The sequence below is a fragment of the Erythrobacter fulvus genome (assembly GCF_028595285.1).
GTDB classification, from domain to species: domain Bacteria; phylum Pseudomonadota; class Alphaproteobacteria; order Sphingomonadales; family Sphingomonadaceae; genus Erythrobacter; species Erythrobacter fulvus.
Window position 1 is genome coordinate 61,682 of the sequence record NZ_JAQQXQ010000006.1, and the last position, 17,529, is coordinate 79,210.

Consider the following 17,529-nt stretch of genomic DNA (forward strand, 5'->3'; position numbering starts at 1 on the left):
AAATGCAGGTCACGCGGCGCGGAATTCTGGCGGGAGCGGCAGCGGGCGGGGGGCTGCTGGTTGCGTGGTGGCTGATGCCGCGCAGCTATGCCAGCCCGCTGGTGGCCGCGCGGGACGAATATGTGTTCGGCGCATGGGTGAAGATCGCCAGCGACGGGGTGGTGACGGTCGCCGTCCCGCAGCTCGAGATGGGGCAGGGCATCACCACACTGCTGCCTCAGATCGTGGCCTACGAACTGGGTGCGGACTGGCGGCAGATCGCGGTCGAGCCCGCGCCGGTTTCGGGCGCTTACGGCAATGTCCCGCTCGCACAGAAATGGATCGCGCTGTGGGACCCGATCACCGCCGGGCTTTCTGATCGCACCGACCGGATGATGGCGGAACGCTTTGCCGGAGCCCAGCGCTTTACCGCCACCGCCGACGGCACTTCGCTGGCCGCCTACGAAATGCCCTGCCGCGAGGCCGCTGCGGCGGCGCGGGCGATGCTGGCGCAGGAGGCCGCGTCGCGTTGGGGTGTTGCATGGGAGGAATGCGAGGTCGAAGCAGGCTTCGTCAGCCACGGCGAACAGCGCGCCAGCTTCGGCGAACTGGCCGAAGCTGCGGCGGAATACAGCCCGCCCGATCCGCCGCCGCTGCGCCCCGAGCCCCCGCGCGAGGCGCCGCTGCCTGCCGATGGTGAGGAAACCCCGCCCTTCCCGCGGCTGGATCTGCCCTCCAAGGTCGACGGCTCGTGGCGTTTCGCCGGGGACGTGCGTCTGCCCGGCATGGTCTTCGCCTCGATCCGCCACGGCCCGATCGACGGGTCGGAACTGACCGGCTTTGATCGCGATGCCGCCGCCGGCGTGCGGGGGCTGGCGGGGATTGTCAAAAGCAAGCGCTGGCTTGCGGTCGCTGCCGACAACTGGTGGAGCGCCGAACAGGCGCTGGAGGCGATGAAGCCCAAATTCGCCAATCCCACCCCCGTCAGCAGCAATGAAATCGCCGCCCGGCTCGATACGCTGCTGACCGGGGGCGAAAGGTTCCGCGTTGCCGAAACTGGGTTCGGCGCCGATGCCATGACCCGGGTCGACTTCGCCCGCCGTTACGAGGTCGAGCCGCACCATGCAGCGCCGGTGGAAACCGCCTGTGCCGCCGCGCGCTATATTGATGGCAGGCTCGACCTATGGATGGCGACGCAGGCGCCCGAACAGGCGCGCATCGCGGCCGCCCGCGCGATCGACATTCCGGTGGAGAACGTGGCGCTTTATCCGATGTCCGCCGGGGGCAGTTTCGACGCGCGGCTTGAACATGATCACGCGATCGAGATTGCCTTGATCGCGCGCGAAATCGCCCTGGACGGCCCGCGCCCGGTGCATCTGACCTGGCCGCGCCGCGACGAGCTGATCCGGTCGCGCCCGCGTGCGCCCGCGTGGATGCTGCTGAGTGCGCAGCTTTCGAAGCTGGAGGACGGCGCGATCGAAGCCATGCGCCTGCGGATCGCCACGCCGCCGGCAGCGCGCGAATTCGGCAAACGCTTGTTCGGCAATCTCACCAGCATGGCTGCGATCCGCGAGACGACCGGACAGCCCGATCCGCTCGCTTGCGAAGGTGCGGTGCCGCCCTATGAATTGCCGGCTGTGGCGGTCGATCACGTGCCGGTAGAGATCGGGCTGCCGGTCGGGCGGGTGCGCGGCAATGCGCACGGCCCGGCCACTTTCGCGATCGAGAGCTTCATCGACGAGATCGCCGCGCAATTTTCGCGCGAGCCGCTGTCGTTCCGCATGGCGATGCTGGGCAATGACGTGCGGCTTGCCGCCTGCCTGCAACGCGCCGCGCAGCTGGCCGGATGGGACGGCGGGGCCGACCAGAGCGGACAGGGCCTCGCCTGCGCCCGCATCGGCGATGGGCCCGAAGCCGCGCGTATTGCCTGCGTTGCCACCGCCCGGCAGGGCGAAGGCGGGGTGCGGGTTACCCAGTTGGCGGCGGCGGTCGATATCGGGCGGATCATCAATCACGACATCGCCCGCCAGCAGATCGAAGGCGGCCTGGTGTTCGGGATCGGCATCGCGCTCGGCAATCCGTTAAAGCTGCGCAGCGGCATGCCCGAAAGCCTCGATTATGCCGGGTTGGGTCTGCCGGTGCTGGCCGATTGCCCCGAAATGCGGATCGAATTCATCGCCAGCGAGGCACCGCCTGCCGATCCCGGCGAGCTGGGGGCGATTGTCGCGCCCCCGGCGATTGCCAATGCGCTGTTTTCGGCTACAGGCTTGCGCCTGAGACGACTGCCCCTACTTTCGGACGGCATATGACCCGGACAAAATTGCAACACCCGGTCTGGGCAGTGGCCATATCCCGGAAACCAAACGCCTGCGAGGCGTTAGGGCGGCAATGACCTGGCAGACCCAGCGCCTTCCGGGCGACCACCCCCCTGTTTCGAGTGGTATGATCGGCGTATTGCTGGTCAACCTCGGCACGCCTGACGGGCCCGACCCGGATTCGGTCCGGCGTTACCTGAAACAGTTCCTGTCCGACACGCGCGTGATCGAAATTCCGCCGATCGTGTGGCAGCCGATCCTGCGCGGGATCATCCTCAACACCCGTCCGCAGAAAAGCGCCCGGGCCTACAAGAAGATCTGGACCGACCGCGGATCGCCGCTGGCCGATATCACCGCGCGTCAGGCCGAAGCGATGGTGGGGCGGCTGGGCGAACAAGTCGTGGTCGATTACGCCATGCGTTACGGCAAGCCGTCGATCGAAAGCCGGATGACGGCGCTGATGGGGCAGGGCTGCGACCGCATTCTGATCGCGCCGATGTATCCGCAATATTGCGCCGCGACCACGGCGACCGTGTTCGACGAGGTGGCGCGGGTGCTGGGCGAAATGCGTTGGCAACCCGCCTTGCGCTTCGTCCCGCCCTATCACGATCACCCCGGCTATATCACCGCGCTGGCCGACGATCTGGCCCGTCAGGTGCGCGGGCTGTCGTTCTCACCCGAAGTGATGCTGCTGAGCTTTCACGGCATGCCCTTGCAGACACTGGAAAAGGGCGATCCCTATTATTGCCACTGCATGAAGACAGCACGCCTGCTGCGCGAGGCGCTGTCCGCGCGGCCCGAATTTGCCGGTGTGCGCTTCGAAACCACCTTCCAGTCGCGCTTCGGACCTGCGCGCTGGCTTGAACCTTCGACCGATACGACCCTGATCGAGGAAGGGCAGAAAGGCACCAAGCGCCTTGTCGTCGCCGCCCCCGGGTTCGCGGCCGATTGTGTCGAGACGCTGGAGGAGCTTGCGCTGGAAGGGCGCGACGAATTCGTCGAGGCCGGCGGCGAGGATTACGCCGTGCTCGATTGTCTCAACACCTCGGATGATGGCCTTGCGATGATCGACGCGATGCTGCGGCGCGAGCTTTCCGGCTGGATTTGACGGGCGCGATTATTTACATCAAGGTCAGTTGCTAATCCGAACCTGATACGGAGCATCGAGACAGACATGGCCACCCTTGCCGAAGCCTCGCCGTCCGCTGATACCGCGCCCGCCGACGCGCCCCGCCACTGGAGCGAGCAGCGCCTGACCGAAGCCGATCTGGCGCATATCCCGGGCGATTCGGGCTGGCCGGTGGTCGGCAACACCTTCACCATGCTCGCCGATCCGCACGCCTTTGCCGATCGGATGATCAAGACCCACGGCAAGGTCTACAAGAACCGCGCCTTCGGCGGCTGGCAGGTCTCGCTGATCGGGGCCGAGGCGAACGAGCTGCTGCTGTTCAACAAGGACAAGATCTTCAGTTCCGAACAGGGCTGGGGCCCGGTGCTCGACCAGCTGTTCCCGCGCGGGCTGATGCTGATGGATTTCGATCATCACCGGATCGACCGCCGTGCACTTTCGATCGCCTTCAAACCCGAACCGATGCGCCACTATTCGGGCGCGCTCAATCGCGGCATCGCGCGCGAGGTTGCCGGCTGGGCCGGGCCGAAGCAGTTTTATCCGGCGATCAAGAAGCTGACCCTCGATCTGGCGGCGGACAGCTTCATCGGCCTGCCGTGGGGGCCGGAAGCCGACAAGATCAACGAGGCCTTCGTTGACATGGTGCAGGCTTCGGTCGCGCCGATCCGCAAGCCGCTGCCCTTCACCAAGATGAAAAAGGGCGTCGACGGGCGTGCTTTCCTCGTCGACTATTTCACCAGGGAAACCCTGCGCCGCCGCGCCGAAGGCGGGGGGCAGGACATGTTCAGCCAGTTCGCCACCGCCACCCGCGAGGACGGGAGCCTGCTGCCGGTCGACGAGGTGGTCGATCACATGAACTTCCTGATGATGGCGGCGCACGACACCATCACCTCCTCGGCGACCTCGCTGATCTACTATCTCGCAACCAATCCCGAATGGCAGGAAAAGCTGCGTGAGGAGATTTTCGCGGTCACCGGCGGGCCGGACGGCGACGGTAATCCCCGCCCGCTCGATTACGATGATCTGGCGAAACTCGACCTTACCGAAATGGCGTTCAAGGAATCGCTGCGGATGGTGCCGCCGGTGCCTTCGATGCCGCGCCGGGCGCTGCGCGAATTCGAATATGGCGGCTACCGCATTCCGGCGGGCGCGATGGTGGGGATCAACATCTACTGGACCCACCATTCCGAGGAATATTGGGACAACCCCTTCACCTTCGATCCGATGCGCTTTACGCCGGACAAGGTGAAGGCGCGGCACAAATATGCCTGGGTGCCGTTCGGCGGCGGGGCGCACATGTGCCTCGGCCTGCACTTTGCCTATATGCAGGTGAAGATCCTGCTGGCCCAGCTGCTCCAGCGCTACCGGATCGAGGCAGCGGCGGGTTATAATCCCGAATGGCAGGACTGGCCGATCCCGCAGCCCAAGGACGGGCTGAAGGTGGTTTTCACGAGTCTTTGATTTTCCGCAGCGCCTCCGCGCTGCGAAATCCTCGCTCACGCGGCCTGACGGCTGCTCCGCTGCGGGCGGCCGTTCGGCCTTGCGGCGGCTGCGCCGCCGATATGTTTCACGTGGAACATCGCGCAGGCCGGTGAGAATCAGCCCAATTCAGGCGAAATCGCGCGAAAATCGGGGCTAATCGGGCCAAACCTGCGCGAAAGTCAGAAATCCCACGCGATCCCGTCCTTCTCCCAGTCGCCATAGCGGGTGGGGGAAAGGTCGCGGGGCTCGTCCTTCAGCGGATCGGTTTTCTTCGGCTGCGGCACGGGATCGTTGGTCCAGTGGGCGGGCTTCTTGAAATTCTTCGCGGCTTCGGACTTCTGCTTGGTCATGTTAGCCAAATGCGCGTGCTGGCACTTGGTTTCAATACTGGTATGAGCTGCCGATGCCCCAGACCCCCGGATTGCCTGTGCGCCGCGCCGCGCTTCGCTTAGCTGATGCCGTGTTCCGGCGGGGTGAGACCCTTGAGATGGCTGAAGGGGCCGCGCTGGCCGACATTCGCAAGGCCCCCGACCGCGCGCTGGTCAAGGCGATCGCGGGCGAGACCCTGCGCTGGCTGACCGATCTCGACCGGTTGATCGACAGCGCCACACAGCAAAACCTGCCCGATGATGCCAAGGCGCGCATGGTGCTGCGGCTGATGCTGGCCCAGGCGCTACGGCTGGAGACGCCGCCGCACGCGGTGATCGCCACCGGCCTGCCGTTGCTTGCCGGAGGCCCGCGACGGCTGGCACACGGGGTATTCTCTGCGTTGGTAAAGCAACAGGCGGCGCTGCCCGAAGTGCCCACCTTGCCGGAGCGTGTCGCCGAACGCTGGGGCGCGGACAAAGCCGCCGCGATTGCCCCGGGCCTTGCCTTCCCGCCCGAACTTGATCTGGCCCTGAAGGACGCAGCCGAAACCGAAGCCCGCGCCGTTCGGATGGGCGGCATCAGCCTTGCCCCCGGCCATATCCGCCTGCCGCGCGGGACGGCGGTGGAGAGCCTTGCCGACTTCAAGGCAGGCGACTGGTGGGTGCAGGATCTCGCCGCTTCGCTGCCGGCCCGGCTGCTCGGGCCGGGCGAGGGCAGGCACGCGCTCGATCTGTGCGCGGCACCCGGCGGCAAGACGATGCAGCTCTCCGCAAGCGGCTGGAAAGTCACCGCGCTCGATATGAGCAAGCGGCGGCTCGATCTGCTGAAAGACAACCTCAAGCGCACTGGCCTCAAAGCCTCGCCGGTGCGCGCCGATGCCTTGCAATGGGAGCCCAGGCACCGCTTCGACGCGATCCTGATCGACGCGCCCTGCACCGCGACGGGCACCTGCCGCCGCCACCCCGATGTGCTGCACCGCATCGGCAAGGGGCAGGTGGCGGAGATGGTCGAATTGCAACGCGCACTGGTGTCGCGGGCGGCGGAATGGCTCAACCCGCAAGGCGTGCTGGTCTATGCCGTCTGCTCGCTGGAGGCAGAGGAAGGCGAGGAACAGGCTGCGTGGATCGACGCCAATTGCGGCCTTTCGCCCAAGCCGATCACGGCGGAGGAACTGCCCGCAGGCCTCGCGCCGACTGCCGAGGGCTGGCTGCGCACCCATCCGGGCATGCTGGCAGAGCAAGGCGGGCTCGACGGGTTTTTCATCGCGCGCTGGCGCAAGGCCTGAAAACGCTTTGCAGCGCCGGGCAGGCATGCAATCCCCCCCGATGTGGGGGAGTTTTCATGATGTGGCGCGTTATCGGTCCGGCCTTGCTGTTCTCTGGGGCGGCGATCGGCACTTCGCACCTTGTCCAGGCGACCCGTGCGGGCGCGCTTTACGGGCTTGGTCTGCTGATCGTTATCGTGCTGATCTGCACGCTGAAATATCCCGCGTTCCGCTTCGGCGTGGATTACGGACATGCCACGCGCCGGTCGTTACTGGCCGGATATAGCGAGCTTGGCCGTTGGGCGCCGCTGCTTTTCGCGAGCATCTCGCTGGTGGTGTTCCCGATCATCTACGCCGCGCTCGCTTCTGCAACCGCGGGAATTGTGGTCGCGGTCTTCGGTCTGACCGTGCCGGTTCCCGCCCTTGGACTTATTATCCTGGTGCTGTCGACAGCCCTGCTTTTGTCGGGCGGATATGATTGGCTCGATGTTGTCAACCGGGTGCTGGTGGCCTTCCTTGTCGTATCGACGCTGATCGTGACCGTCCTGGTTCTCCCGCAGGTCGAGTGGGGGACGCTGGGAGAGGTGGGCTGGGCCAGCGATCCTGGCGCGATCCTGTTCATTGTTGCACTGGCAGGGTTCATGCCCAACCCGCTCGATGTGTCGGTGACGCTCTCGATGTGGACCGCCGAGGCCGAGCGCGGAGAGGGAGGGGGCAAGGTATCCTTGCGCGATGCCCGGCTGACCTTTCTTTCCGGCTATCTGCTGACCGGGTTTCTGGCTCTGTGCTTCTGCATCATCGGCGCAGGCGTGATGCACGCGCGCCAGATTGCTCCGGAAACGAGCGCGCCCGGTTTCGCGCAGCAGATCATCTCGCTCTATAGCGAAACGCTGGGTCAGGGCGCGGCGACGCTGGCCGCGATTGCCGCGCTCTCGGTGATGGCGACGACCGTTCTGGCGGCCCTCGATATCGGCGGACGCAATGCGGCATCGACCTGGCAGGAGATCACCCGGCAGGACAGTGAGGCGGTGTTCCAGCGGGCCTACCGGATCACGATTCCGGCGATGATCGTCGCGACGGCGGCGGTGCTTTACCTGTTCACCAGCACCTTTACCGCGTTGTTAGACCTCGCGACCAGCGCGGCCTTTGTTGCAGCACCGGTCATCGCGGCGCTAAATCACCTTGTCGTGACGCGCTGCGCCATGCCGGATGACAGCCGCCCAAGCCCGGCTATGCGTGCGCTCAGCATCGCGGCGATCATCGTCATGACAACCCTCGCGGTGGCCTATTTCCTGCTCTGACCCGGCGCCTTATTCCTTCACGTATTTCTGGAAGCTCTTGCGCAGCTTGAAGAGTTTGGGCGGGATCACCGCGAGGCAATAGGGGTTCCGCTGGCCTTCGCCGTCCCAGTATTCCTGGTGGTAGTCTTCCGCCGGATACCATTCGGCGGTTTGCACGCCGCCCGACAGGCCTTCGATCGTGGTGACGGCCATCTTGCCGTTATCGGCATTCCAGCGCCCGATCGCGGCCTTGGCTTCCTCGCCCTGATCATCCGACAGCGGGAAGATCGCGCTGCGATACTGCGTGCCGATGTCATTGCCCTGACGGTTCAGCTGCGTCGGATCATGCGTGCCAAGGAACACGTCGTAAATCTCGGCAAGGCTGATCGCGTGCGGATCGAAAGTGACGCGGATTGCTTCGGCATGGCCGGTGGTGCCGGTGCAGACTTCCTTGTAGGTCGGGTTGGGTTTGGTGCCGCCGATATAGCCGCTTTCCACCTGGCTCACGCCCACCACATCGCGGAACACCGCTTCGGTGCACCAGAAGCATCCGCCCGCGACGATCGCCGTTTCCGTATTGCTCACTCGAAATCTCCGTTGGTTTCTGCCAGACATAGACAGCGAAACCGATTTTGCCAGTCATGCGTACCAACGTTTGTTCGTTATCCCGAGGGAGAGAGTTACCCGTGAAAAAGCTGATCCTTGCTGCCGCTGCGAGCGGCCTTGCCCTGTCCACCCCGCTGATGGCCCAGCATGAAGGCCACGCCATGAAAGGCGTCGACGAGGCGCATATCCGCGACACCGCCCATTTCATGAAGATGCACGGCGAACAGGTGTCGGCCGCGATCAACCATCCGACCCGCGCCGAAGACAAGGTGCGCGATGTGCACCGCCACCCTGCCGAAGTGCTCGCCTTTTTCCATGTCGGGCCGAAGATGAAGGTGGGTGAATATGCGCCCGGCGGCGGCTGGTATTCGCGCCTGCTCGGCCATTATCTGGGCGGCGAGGGGAAACTGGTCGGCCTCTATGCCAACCCGTTGACCGCCACCAGCGATCCCGCGCGCCAGCAGCGCATGCGTGATCAGGCTGCGGGCTTCGGTGCGGAAGTCGCAGGCTATACCGGCCTTCCGGCGGAACGATTTTCCGGAATGACGCTGGATGCCATTCCCGATGACCAGAAGGGCACCTTCGACCGGATTCTGGTGATCCGTGCGCTGCACAGCCCGATGCGTTCCGGCATCGCCGATACCGAAATCCGGGCGATGCGCGAACTGCTCAAGGACGACGGGTTGATCGGTATCATCCAGCACCGCGCCAAGGCGAGTGCGCCGTGGTCCTATGCTAATGGCTCCAAGGGCTATCTGCGCGAAGCCGACATGATCGACTTCATGCGCATCAACGGCTTTGAACTGGTCAGCCGCAGCGACATCAACGCCAACCCCGAAGACACCGCCGATCATCCGCAGGGCGTGTGGGAAATGCCCCCGACGCTCGCCACCAAGCGCGACGATCTGAAGGACAAGGGCGAAAGCGACCGCATGACTCTGTTGTTCAAGAAAGCCATGTGATGGGTTAAGGGCGGCGGCATGACTGCAATCACCGTCGCCGCCCTTCAGCTTGCCCTCGGATCGGAGGACGAAGCCGCCAACATCGCCGCCGTGTCGGCGCTGGTTGAGGAAGCTGCCGCCAAGGGCGCGCAGCTGATCCTGCCGCCGGAACTGTTTTCCGGCCCCTATTTCTGCCGCGAAGAGGACGAGGCGCTGTTTGCGCTCGCCCGCCCGACCGGGCAGCACCCCAGCGTGATCGCGATGCAGGCGCTGGCCGCGAAGCTGAAGGTGACGATCCCCACCAGCTTCTTCGAGCGTGACGGGCACCACTATTACAACACGCTGGCAATGATCGGGCCCGACGGGCAGATCATGGGCACCTATCGCAAGAGCCACATTCCCGACGGGCCGGGCTACGAGGAAAAGTACTATTTCCGGCCCGGCAATGATGGTTTCAAGGTGTGGGACGTGGCCGGAGAGGGCGGTGCGCTGGTCAAGATCGGCGTCGGCATCTGCTGGGACCAGTGGTATCCCGAATGCGCGCGGGTGATGGCGCTCAAGGGCGCGGAACTGCTGATGTATCCCACCGCGATTGGTTCCGAACCCTATGACGCCGATCTCGATACCAGCCGGATGTGGCGCCGCGCGATGGTGGGACATGCGGTGTCGAATTGCATGCCCGTTATCGCCGCAAACCGTATCGGCAGCGAAGGCCCGGAAGGCGCGGCGCAGAATTTCTACGGCCACTCCTTCATTTCGGACGAATGGGGGGATTTCGTTGCGGAATACGGCGCTGGCGAAACCGGTGTGCTGGTCGCCCGGCTCGACCTCGCCCGCGCGGCGACGCACCGTGCCGGCATGGGCTTCTTCCGCGACCGTCGCCCGCAGCTTTACGGCCGGATTGCAGAAGACATTTGAGCAGCCTTTATCTGATCGCGCTCGGTTCCAACCGGCGGCACGCGCTCTATGGCGCGCCGCAGGGCGTTGTCCGTGCCGCGCAGGAGGAACTGGCCGCCTTCGGCACGGTGCTGGCACGGTCGCCGGTGATCGCCAGCAGCCCGATGGGGGCGGCACAGCGACGTTTCGCCAATGCCGCGCTGGTGCTGGAAAGCGAGCTCGCCCCGCCCGCGCTGCTGGCGGCGCTGAAGCGCACCGAGCGTGAATTCGGGCGGCGGCGCGGACGGCGCTGGGGCGACCGCGTGCTGGATCTCGACATCATCCTGTGGAGCGGCGGGCGCTGGTCTTCGCCCGGTCTTGCCATCCCCCATCCCGAATTCCGTCGCCGCGCCTTCGTGCTCGGCCCGGCCAGCGCGATTGCGCGCAGCTGGCGCGATCCGGTGAGCGGTTTAACGATCGCCCAACTCCATGCCCGCTTGACCCGCCGCCGCCCCCTGCCTAGGTGAGCGCCCGCACCTCCGCGTCGCGCGGTGCACGTGGGCCCGTAGCTCAGTAGGTAGAGCAGCTGACTTTTAATCAGCGGGTCACAGGTTCGAATCCTGTCGGGCTCACCATTTTTTCCAGCGATCCGTTGTTTGCGCTTCCCCGACGCTTGACGGCGGCGGCAAGTTGACTGGGGTCTGCCGTCTGTTAGCCTCCTTTCGATAAGCTCCGATCAAGGAGCAGCAGGAGGGAGATAGCCTTGCGTCAATTGCAGGGAATGGATGCGTCCTTCGTCGCGCTGGAAACGCGCAATTCGCCGATGCATATCGGCTCGATCCTGGTCTACAACCCGCAGACCGCGCCCGGCGGCTTCGTGCGTTTCAAGGACATTCTGCAATTTATCGGCGAGCGGGCGCAGCTCAGCCGCACGATGCGCCAGCGGCTGGTGCGGGTGCCCTTCGATCTCGACTATCCCTATTGGGTCGAGGATCCTGATTTCGATCTTGAATATCATGTCCGCCATGTCGCTTTGCCCAAACCGGGCGACTGGCGGCAATTGTGCATCCAGGCGGCGCGGATCTTCGCCCGGCCGCTCGACCTTGCCCGGCCGCCGTGGGAATTCACTGTGGTGGAGGGGCTCGACAACATCCCCGGCTTTGCCAAAGGCAGCTTCGCGATGGTGACCAAGGTCCACCATGCCGCGATCGACGGAATGAGCGGCATTGATCTGATGGAGGCCCTGCATACGCTGCGGCCCAACGATCCGCCGCCGGCCACGCCCGATAACTGGAAACCCGAACGCATTCCCAACCCCATCGAACTGCTGGGCAAAAGCTATTTCAACGCGGTCACCAATCCGCTGAAGCAGCTGGAAGTGGCGGCCAAGGCGGCGCCCGGGCTGGCCAAGGCGATCAAGGGCCTGGTGGTCAAGGATTTTACGGTCAGCGCCGATCTCATCGCGCCGAAATCGCGCTTCAACCGCAAAATCTCCCCGCATCGCGTGGTCGAAGGGCGCAGCTTCAAACTGGCCGATATCAAGGCGATCCGCGCACTGTCCGAAGGCGCGAAGGTGAATGACGTGTTTCTCGCCATCATCGGCGGGGCGATGCGCCGGTATCTGCTGGCGAAAGACGATCTGCCGAAAAAGACCCTGACGGCGATGGCCCCGATCTCTGTCCGGTCGAGCCGGGAGAAGGGCGACATGGGCAATCAGGTGGCCGCCATGATCGCCCCGCTTGGCACCCACATCGAGGATCCGGCCGAGCGGCTGGCCTTCGTCCATTCGCAGACCGCCAACAGCAAGGCGATGTCCGACGCCGTCGGCGCGCGCAACATGACCGAGATGAGCAAGGTCTCGCCCGCCCTGTTCATGGCGCTCGGGGCGCAGCTTTACACCCGGCTCGGGCTTGCCAATCGCGGCGTTGCCCCGCCGTTCACCACCGTGGTCACCAATGTGCCCGGCCCCCCGGTCCCGATCCATTTCACCGGAGCGCGGCTGGAAAGCATGATGGGCCTTTTGTGCCTGACGGACGGGCTCGGGCTCGGCCATGTCGTGCAAAGCTATGTCGAGGAGGCGACCATTGCCTTCACCGCGGACCGGGTCTTGCTGCCCGATCCGGATTTCTATGCAGAATGTATCGAGGATAGTTTCGCCGCGCTGCTTGCCGCTGCTCAGCAGGGCGCCGCCACCCCCGATGCAAAGCCTTCCGCCCGCCGCAAACGCGCCGCGGCCAAGGCCGGCCGTGCATGAGCGGCCGGAAGAGCGAAACGAAAAAGGATATCGGCATGGCCGCATCAGTATCGGTTGCAACACAGCTTGAACCCGCGCCGCGCCCGCCAAGCCGGATCTGGACACTCGCGGAAGGGCGTGCCCTGTTCGAACTGGGGGCGTTCTACATGTCCCGTCCGCTGTTGTCCTACCTGCCCCGGGGCGATGGGCACGCGGTCAAGGTGCTGCCGGGCTTCATGGCCAGCAACACTTCGACCGCGCCCATGCGGCACCTGCTGGGGCGGCTCGGCTATGACGCGCATGGCTGGGACAGCGGGCGCAACGTCCGGGTCGACAATGCCCTGATCGCGCGGCTGGAGGCCCAGCTTGAACGCCTCAATGATGAAAGCGGGCGCAAGGTCTCGCTGGTCGGCTGGAGCCTCGGCGGGGTGCTGGCGCGCGAGCTTGCCAAGCTGCATCCGGATCGGGTGCGGATGGTGATCAGCCTTGGCAGCCCCATTTCCGATGATCGCAATCACACCAATGCCTCGCGCCTGTTCGAGCTGTTGAACGGCAAGGAGCCGGAGCCGATGCGCGGCGGACGCTTTCGCGGCCTTGACGAGCCGCCGCCGGTTCCGACCACGTCGATCCTGACCAAGACCGACGGAATCGTGCACTGGCGCGGTTCGGTGCAGAAACCGGCCCCCACGCCGAGCGAGAATATCGAGGTTCATGCCAGCCATTGCGGGCTGGGGGTGAACCCGAGCGTGATGATCGCGATTGCCGACCGGCTGGCGCAGCCCGAGGGCACCTGGGCCCCGTTCGAGCCGCCCCTGGCCGCGAAGTGGATGTTTCCGAAGACCAGCCTCGACTAAGAGGCCTTGGGCGCTGGCAAGCCTGAGGGGTGTTGTTCCACGACCGCCTTAACCTTGCGCGAACACGCCTTGCCGGCCTGTCAGGCGGGAAGGCGTGACCGGTAGGTGATGTTGACCCTATCCGACAGCAGCAAATAGGGCAGCCATACCGCGATGCTGATCCACACCTTTGTGAGATTGCCTTCAAGAAGGGCAGCCAACGGCGCGGCTACCTCTGCGGGCATCGAGGCAAGCTTGCCCAGCTGGCTGGCAATAGCCAGCTGCATGACGATGTCGGTCAGCCATGCGAACAGCAGCATCCGCGGGAACAAGGGGATGCTGCGGAGCGCCATCACGAATGCGACCATGTAGAAGAAGTTCATGATGATGACATCCGCCGACATCATCACGAACAGGGCCAAAGCCCAGTCGGGGGCATGCATGCTGATCGCCGGAACCGCGACGAAGAATTCGCCGCTGCGGACCAGAACGTTGAGGATCAGCCCGACAAGCAGCGATGCGAGAAAGCCGACCGGGCCAAATAGCGGGTGCGCACGCGCGTCGTCGCGGCTCACGCGCTCCCATTTTCCAATGAAGGCGAGATGGAAATCGAGCGGCTGGCGCGCGCGTTCGTCGCCGAATGCCGAACGCGCGAGCAAATAGCCAGAGATCGGCGCGGCGATGATCGCGCTATAGGCAAGCAGCATGGGCAAGGCATCGAGGGGATGGTGAACCGGCGTGGCCGCGACGGACATGCGGATCGCCGCGGCGCATCCGGCCAGTGCAATCCAGCCGGCCCCCAGCCAGACCATTTTCCTCGCGAAAAATGACGGAACTGCCAAACTGCGTTCGTGGAGCGAGTTGCGCCAGCCCGCGAAACGGGTGCCCAAAGAACGGCTTATCGCACTCGTAATATCCAAACGCGACCTCCAACGATGACGTTACCAGCTTTCGACTCGCGAATCACCCCCGGAACCGGACTTGGGCAATTCGCGTCGAACGGCGGAAACATGCACTAATATGAAACAGCTTCCGTTCCGTTAATTGACCGGTTTATGTCCAAAATTAACCTTTTCATCGACCAAGATGCTGAAAGTTCGAAGATTTATTTTACTCCTTAAAAACCCGTTGACGCTAACCTGTAAAACTCGGAAAATTTGCAGGTTCGGGGGGCACTGAACAGACGGGATCGCGAATAAAGCGTTCCTGCTTCAAAATAAAAATGGTCGCGTATCCTGTATGGAAAGGCCCTTCGACGGCGTCCCGCCGGCGAGTCCGGTCTGGCGTGTTTTGCATCGGCCAGTTTTGGCCAAGTGATACGTAAGGACTGTAACATGAAGAACCTCATCAAGACCTTCCTCAAGGACGAAGCCGGCGCTTCGGCTGCCGAATATGCTCTGATCCTGGCCGTTGTCGGCGTCGCCATCGGTGGCGCTGCGCTGGCTCTGGGTGACGTTGTTGGCGACGCGATCGCAGATGCCGCGACCGATGTGAACAACTGCACGGGTGCAACCACGACCAACTGCACCGCGCATCCGAACGCTCCGGCGATCGACTGATCAGGTGAAACGCCTCCTGTGGCCCTGTGCCGCGGGGGGCGTTTTTCCCTAGGCCGGGTGAGCATGAAATGCTCGGGGGAGGGCTAAAGTGCAGAACCGTAACATCCTGATCGTGATCGGGGCACTGATTATCGCTGCCGTGGCGGTGGTGATCGTCAACTCCTACCTCACAAGTGTAGAGCAACAAGCCGAACAACGTGCGTCGGACGAGAAGGTCACACGCATTGTCGTCGCGACGCAGCCGCTCGGTTTCGGTGATGCGCTCACGCCGGAAAACGTCCGGCTCCAGACCTATTTCGCAAGCGCCGTGCCGCAGGGCGCTTTCCTGACGGTGCGCGATGCGCTCGCCGAGAACCGCGTGGCGTTGCGCCCGATCGTTCCGGGCGAAGCGATCCTCGCCGACAAGGTCAGCGGCGCGGGTGGCCGCGCCGTGCTTTCGGCCAACCTGCCCGAAGGCATGCGTGCCGTTTCGATTCCCGTTAGCGCCATCACTGGCGTTTCCGGTTTTGTCCGTCCGGCCGATACCGTCGATGTTCTGCTGACACGCAAGATTCCCGGCGAAGGTGCCCAAGCCGAAGACCTGATGTCCGAGGTGATCCTCGAACGCGTCAAGGTTCTGGCGATCGACCAGATCGCCAACGAAGGTGCGACGGAACCGCAGGTCGGCAACACGGCCGTGCTGGAAGTCGATCCGACCCAAGCCCAGAAACTCGCTATCGCAGTGAAGCTGGGCACGCTCAGCCTGGCGCTGCGCAACGTCGAATCCCAGGAAGCGGTGCAGGGGCGCACCCTTACTAATCGGGATGTCGGGAATTCGCGCCTTTATATTCGCCAGCGCCAGCCATCCCGCTCGTCGGCCATGGCTCCGGTCATGGCTCCGTCCGGCGGCGTACAAGCGGCCGGGCCCGTTCCGTCCCTGCCGAGCGGGCCGAGCATGACGATTTACCGCGGGGTGGAGGGCGAGGCCTATCCGGTCGGCCGTCTCGGAGGGAAACAGGGATCATGAAGAACATTCTCGCAGCAGCCCTGATGGCCACGGCCGCGCTGGTGGCAGCACCGGCCAGTGCCCAGGCATCGGGTGCCGACATTCACGCCGGCGACCTCGAAGTGGCAATCAACAAGAGCCAGATCGTCACCGCCGACCGCGTGATCGATCGGGCCATGATCGGCAACGAGGCGATCGCCGATGTCCTGCCCGTATCCGACCGGTCGATCTACATCCTCGGCAAATCGGTCGGGACCACCAGCCTGACCTTGTACGACAAGACCAACCGCGTGATTGCGGTGATGGACATTTCGGTGGGCCCGGACGTCGATTCCCTGCGTACGCAGCTGGACGAGATGTTCCCCGGCCAGCCGATCGACGCGCGTCTGACCAACGGGAAGCTGATGCTGACCGGAATGGTCAAGGACGCCGGCATGGCCAGTCGTGCAGCGCAGCTCGCCAGCGCGTTTGCGGGCGACAATGTGATCAACATGCTCGCCGTCGGGAGCCCGCAACAGGTGATGCTGGAAGTCCGCTTTGCCGAAGTCACCCGCAATGTCGGCGAACGGCTGGGCGTCAGCGGTTTTGCCGGTTCGCTCGATGGCGATTTCCGCGGTGTGACCGGGAATGGCGCCGCGGCCGTACCCGATCCGATTCTCGGCAACCGGCTGCAAATCGATCCGATCCTCGATAATTTCGGCGTGTTCAGTGCGCTGTTCCAGTTGGGCGATGTCGATATCGAGGCATTTCTCAACGCGCTCGAGGAACAAGGCCTGTCCAAGACCCTGGCGGAACCCACTCTCGTGGCGCTTTCGGGCGAAAAAGCGTCGTTTCTGGCCGGCGGCGAATTCCCTATTCCCGTCGCACAGGCAGGCCAGGGCGGCGGCGCTGGTGCCCAGGCAATCACCGTGCAGTTCAAGTCGTTCGGTGTCAGCCTCGGCTTCACCCCCACGGTTCTCGGCAATAATGTCATCAATCTGATCGTCGAGCCTGAAGTCAGCTCGCTCGATCCTTCGGCATCGGTCACCGTCAATGGCCTGACCGTGCCCGGCCTGCAGACGCGGCGCGCCTCGACCACGCTCGAATTGCGCGACGGGGAAAGCTTCGTTCTCGCCGGGCTGTTGCGCACCGAGTTCCAGACCAACGTGCAGCAACTGCCCATCCTCGGTTCGATCCCGATCATCGGATCGCTGTTCCGCTCGACCCGGTTCCAGAAGGGCGAGACGGAATTGCTGATCGTGGTGACGCCGCGTCTCGTCAAACCGATCCGGCCCGATCAGGTCCGGTTGCCGACCGATCGCGTCGCCGATCCCGATGCCGCCGAAACGCTGCTGCTGGGTCAGGACTACAAGCCCAAGGCGCTGCCACCCGGCGCACCGGCACCGAAGCAGGGAGCGGATTATGAATACTGATCGCTTTGCACTGGCGATTGCAGGAAGCGTTCTGCTGAGCGGATGCGCCACCTATGGCAACATGGAAGGAGCCTATGATCCCGCCGGGTTCGGCGAGGCCAACCGGCAATCCTATGCCGCGATGATCGTCAATCCCGAACCGGTTTACACCGAGGATATGACCGCCAGCGGCGAAAAAGCCGCCGATGCGGTGGAGCGTTACCGCAAGGACGAGGTCAAGCAGCCTGATCGCCCGTCCACCGGCGACACCCCCGGAGGCTGAGGCG

17 protein-coding genes and 1 tRNA gene are annotated in these 17,529 nt (G+C 64.3%); 15 read left to right on the top strand and 3 right to left on the bottom strand.

Translation table 11 applies throughout. The features are described from left to right. The first annotated feature begins 2 nt into the window (after nt 1-2). The 3 genes from OIK40_RS09055 to OIK40_RS09065 all read left to right on the top strand — a co-directional run bounded on the left by OIK40_RS09055 (nt 3) and on the right by OIK40_RS09065 (nt 4,884). Complete coding sequence (locus OIK40_RS09055; RefSeq protein ID WP_273677973.1) at nt 3-2,288, top strand: xanthine dehydrogenase family protein molybdopterin-binding subunit; 2,286 nt, start codon at nt 3-5, stop codon at nt 2,286-2,288. A gap of 79 nt (nt 2,289-2,367) precedes the next feature. Beyond that, complete coding sequence (gene hemH, locus OIK40_RS09060; protein WP_273677974.1) at nt 2,368-3,402, top strand: ferrochelatase; 1,035 nt, start codon at nt 2,368-2,370, stop codon at nt 3,400-3,402. 66 nt (nt 3,403-3,468) lie between these two features. Continuing rightward, the gene (locus tag OIK40_RS09065) at nt 3,469-4,884 is read left to right on the top strand and encodes a cytochrome P450 (protein ID WP_273677976.1); all 1,416 of its coding nucleotides are present in this window, start codon (nt 3,469-3,471) and stop codon (nt 4,882-4,884) included. Between the two features lie 200 nt (nt 4,885-5,084). Here OIK40_RS09065 and OIK40_RS09070 read toward each other — a convergent pair whose 3' ends face one another. Next, entirely contained in the window at nt 5,085-5,255 is a 171-nt protein-coding gene (locus OIK40_RS09070; RefSeq protein WP_273677977.1) for a DUF1674 domain-containing protein, read from the bottom strand. Nucleotides 5,256-5,308: 53 nt separating this feature from the next. Between OIK40_RS09070 and OIK40_RS09075 the strand changes: the two genes are divergently transcribed. Both OIK40_RS09075 and OIK40_RS09080 read left to right on the top strand, forming a co-directional pair. After that, nucleotides 5,309-6,559 (top strand): RsmB/NOP family class I SAM-dependent RNA methyltransferase, encoded by a 1,251-nt coding sequence (locus tag OIK40_RS09075; RefSeq protein ID WP_273677978.1) that lies wholly within the window; start codon nt 5,309-5,311, stop codon nt 6,557-6,559. 56 nt (nt 6,560-6,615) lie between these two features. Continuing rightward, entirely contained in the window at nt 6,616-7,839 is a 1,224-nt protein-coding gene (locus OIK40_RS09080) for an NRAMP family divalent metal transporter (RefSeq protein WP_273677979.1), read from the top strand. A 9-nt stretch (nt 7,840-7,848) separates the two neighbouring features. Here OIK40_RS09080 and msrA read toward each other — a convergent pair whose 3' ends face one another. Further along, nucleotides 7,849-8,433 (bottom strand): peptide-methionine (S)-S-oxide reductase MsrA, encoded by a 585-nt coding sequence (msrA, locus tag OIK40_RS09085; protein WP_273677980.1) that lies wholly within the window; start codon nt 8,431-8,433, stop codon nt 7,849-7,851. Between the two features lie 71 nt (nt 8,434-8,504). On the opposite strand from msrA, the gene OIK40_RS09090 reads away from it, so the two are divergent. The 6 genes from OIK40_RS09090 to OIK40_RS09115 all read left to right on the top strand — a co-directional run bounded on the left by OIK40_RS09090 (nt 8,505) and on the right by OIK40_RS09115 (nt 13,328). Next, complete coding sequence (locus tag OIK40_RS09090; protein WP_273677982.1) at nt 8,505-9,386, top strand: class I SAM-dependent methyltransferase; 882 nt, start codon at nt 8,505-8,507, stop codon at nt 9,384-9,386. 18 nt (nt 9,387-9,404) lie between these two features. Continuing rightward, nucleotides 9,405-10,283: an N-carbamoylputrescine amidase gene (gene aguB, locus OIK40_RS09095; RefSeq protein ID WP_273677984.1), complete on the top strand. Its 879-nt coding sequence runs from the start codon at nt 9,405-9,407 to the stop codon at nt 10,281-10,283. Beyond that, complete coding sequence (folK, locus tag OIK40_RS09100; RefSeq protein WP_273677985.1) at nt 10,280-10,768, top strand: 2-amino-4-hydroxy-6-hydroxymethyldihydropteridine diphosphokinase; 489 nt, start codon at nt 10,280-10,282, stop codon at nt 10,766-10,768. Before aguB ends, folK begins: the two co-directional genes overlap by 4 nt. A gap of 32 nt (nt 10,769-10,800) precedes the next feature. After that, nucleotides 10,801-10,876, top strand: a tRNA-Lys gene (locus OIK40_RS09105). A 128-nt stretch (nt 10,877-11,004) separates the two neighbouring features. After that, complete coding sequence (locus OIK40_RS09110) at nt 11,005-12,495, top strand: WS/DGAT/MGAT family O-acyltransferase (RefSeq protein ID WP_273677987.1); 1,491 nt, start codon at nt 11,005-11,007, stop codon at nt 12,493-12,495. After that, nucleotides 12,492-13,328, top strand: a complete 837-nt coding sequence (locus OIK40_RS09115) for a lipase family alpha/beta hydrolase (protein ID WP_273677989.1) — start codon at nt 12,492-12,494, stop codon at nt 13,326-13,328. Before OIK40_RS09110 ends, OIK40_RS09115 begins: the two co-directional genes overlap by 4 nt. An 80-nt stretch (nt 13,329-13,408) precedes the next feature. Here the strand turns inward: OIK40_RS09115 and OIK40_RS09120 are convergent, their stop codons facing one another. After that, nucleotides 13,409-14,119: a DUF2569 domain-containing protein gene (locus OIK40_RS09120; protein ID WP_273677991.1), complete on the bottom strand. Its 711-nt coding sequence runs from the start codon at nt 14,117-14,119 to the stop codon at nt 13,409-13,411. Nucleotides 14,120-14,641: 522 nt separating this feature from the next. On the opposite strand from OIK40_RS09120, the gene OIK40_RS09125 reads away from it, so the two are divergent. The 4 genes from OIK40_RS09125 (at nt 14,642) to OIK40_RS09140 (ending at nt 17,525) form a co-directional block, all read left to right on the top strand. Continuing rightward, nucleotides 14,642-14,866, top strand: coding sequence for a Flp family type IVb pilin (locus OIK40_RS09125; protein ID WP_273677992.1), 225 nt, complete (start codon nt 14,642-14,644; stop codon nt 14,864-14,866). 88 nt (nt 14,867-14,954) lie between these two features. Continuing rightward, nucleotides 14,955-15,872, top strand: coding sequence for a Flp pilus assembly protein CpaB (gene cpaB / locus OIK40_RS09130; RefSeq protein ID WP_273677993.1), 918 nt, complete (start codon nt 14,955-14,957; stop codon nt 15,870-15,872). After that, nucleotides 15,869-17,263, top strand: a complete 1,395-nt coding sequence (locus tag OIK40_RS09135) for a type II and III secretion system protein family protein (RefSeq protein ID WP_273677994.1) — start codon at nt 15,869-15,871, stop codon at nt 17,261-17,263. The genes cpaB and OIK40_RS09135 overlap by 4 nt, the downstream gene beginning before the upstream one ends. Further along, nucleotides 17,253-17,525 carry a hypothetical protein gene (locus OIK40_RS09140; protein ID WP_273677995.1) on the top strand — a complete coding sequence of 91 codons (273 nt, stop codon included), beginning with the start codon at nt 17,253-17,255 and terminating at the stop codon, nt 17,523-17,525. Before OIK40_RS09135 ends, OIK40_RS09140 begins: the two co-directional genes overlap by 11 nt. Nucleotides 17,526-17,529 lie beyond the last annotated feature (4 nt).

Bases quoted from the DNA above. Each gene is read 5' to 3' on its own strand.
- OIK40_RS09115 (WP_273677989.1), top strand. From the start codon at position 12,492: ATGAGCGGCCGGAAGAGCGAAACGAAAAAGGATATCGGCATGGCCGCA.
- OIK40_RS09120 (WP_273677991.1), bottom strand. From the start codon at position 14,119: ATGGTCTGGCTGGGGGCCGGCTGGATTGCACTGGCCGGATGCGCCGCG.
- OIK40_RS09140 (WP_273677995.1), top strand. From the start codon at position 17,253: ATGAATACTGATCGCTTTGCACTGGCGATTGCAGGAAGCGTTCTGCTG.
- msrA (WP_273677980.1), bottom strand. From the start codon at position 8,433: ATGTCTGGCAGAAACCAACGGAGATTTCGAGTGAGCAATACGGAAACG.
- OIK40_RS09125 (WP_273677992.1), top strand. From the start codon at position 14,642: ATGAAGAACCTCATCAAGACCTTCCTCAAGGACGAAGCCGGCGCTTCG.
- OIK40_RS09075 (WP_273677978.1), top strand. From the start codon at position 5,309: ATGCCCCAGACCCCCGGATTGCCTGTGCGCCGCGCCGCGCTTCGCTTA.
- OIK40_RS09070 (WP_273677977.1), bottom strand. From the start codon at position 5,255: ATGACCAAGCAGAAGTCCGAAGCCGCGAAGAATTTCAAGAAGCCCGCC.
- OIK40_RS09080 (WP_273677979.1), top strand. From the start codon at position 6,616: ATGATGTGGCGCGTTATCGGTCCGGCCTTGCTGTTCTCTGGGGCGGCG.
- OIK40_RS09065 (WP_273677976.1), top strand. From the start codon at position 3,469: ATGGCCACCCTTGCCGAAGCCTCGCCGTCCGCTGATACCGCGCCCGCC.
- hemH (WP_273677974.1), top strand. From the start codon at position 2,368: ATGACCTGGCAGACCCAGCGCCTTCCGGGCGACCACCCCCCTGTTTCG.
- OIK40_RS09135 (WP_273677994.1), top strand. From the start codon at position 15,869: ATGAAGAACATTCTCGCAGCAGCCCTGATGGCCACGGCCGCGCTGGTG.
- OIK40_RS09055 (WP_273677973.1), top strand. From the start codon at position 3: ATGCAGGTCACGCGGCGCGGAATTCTGGCGGGAGCGGCAGCGGGCGGG.
- aguB (WP_273677984.1), top strand. From the start codon at position 9,405: ATGACTGCAATCACCGTCGCCGCCCTTCAGCTTGCCCTCGGATCGGAG.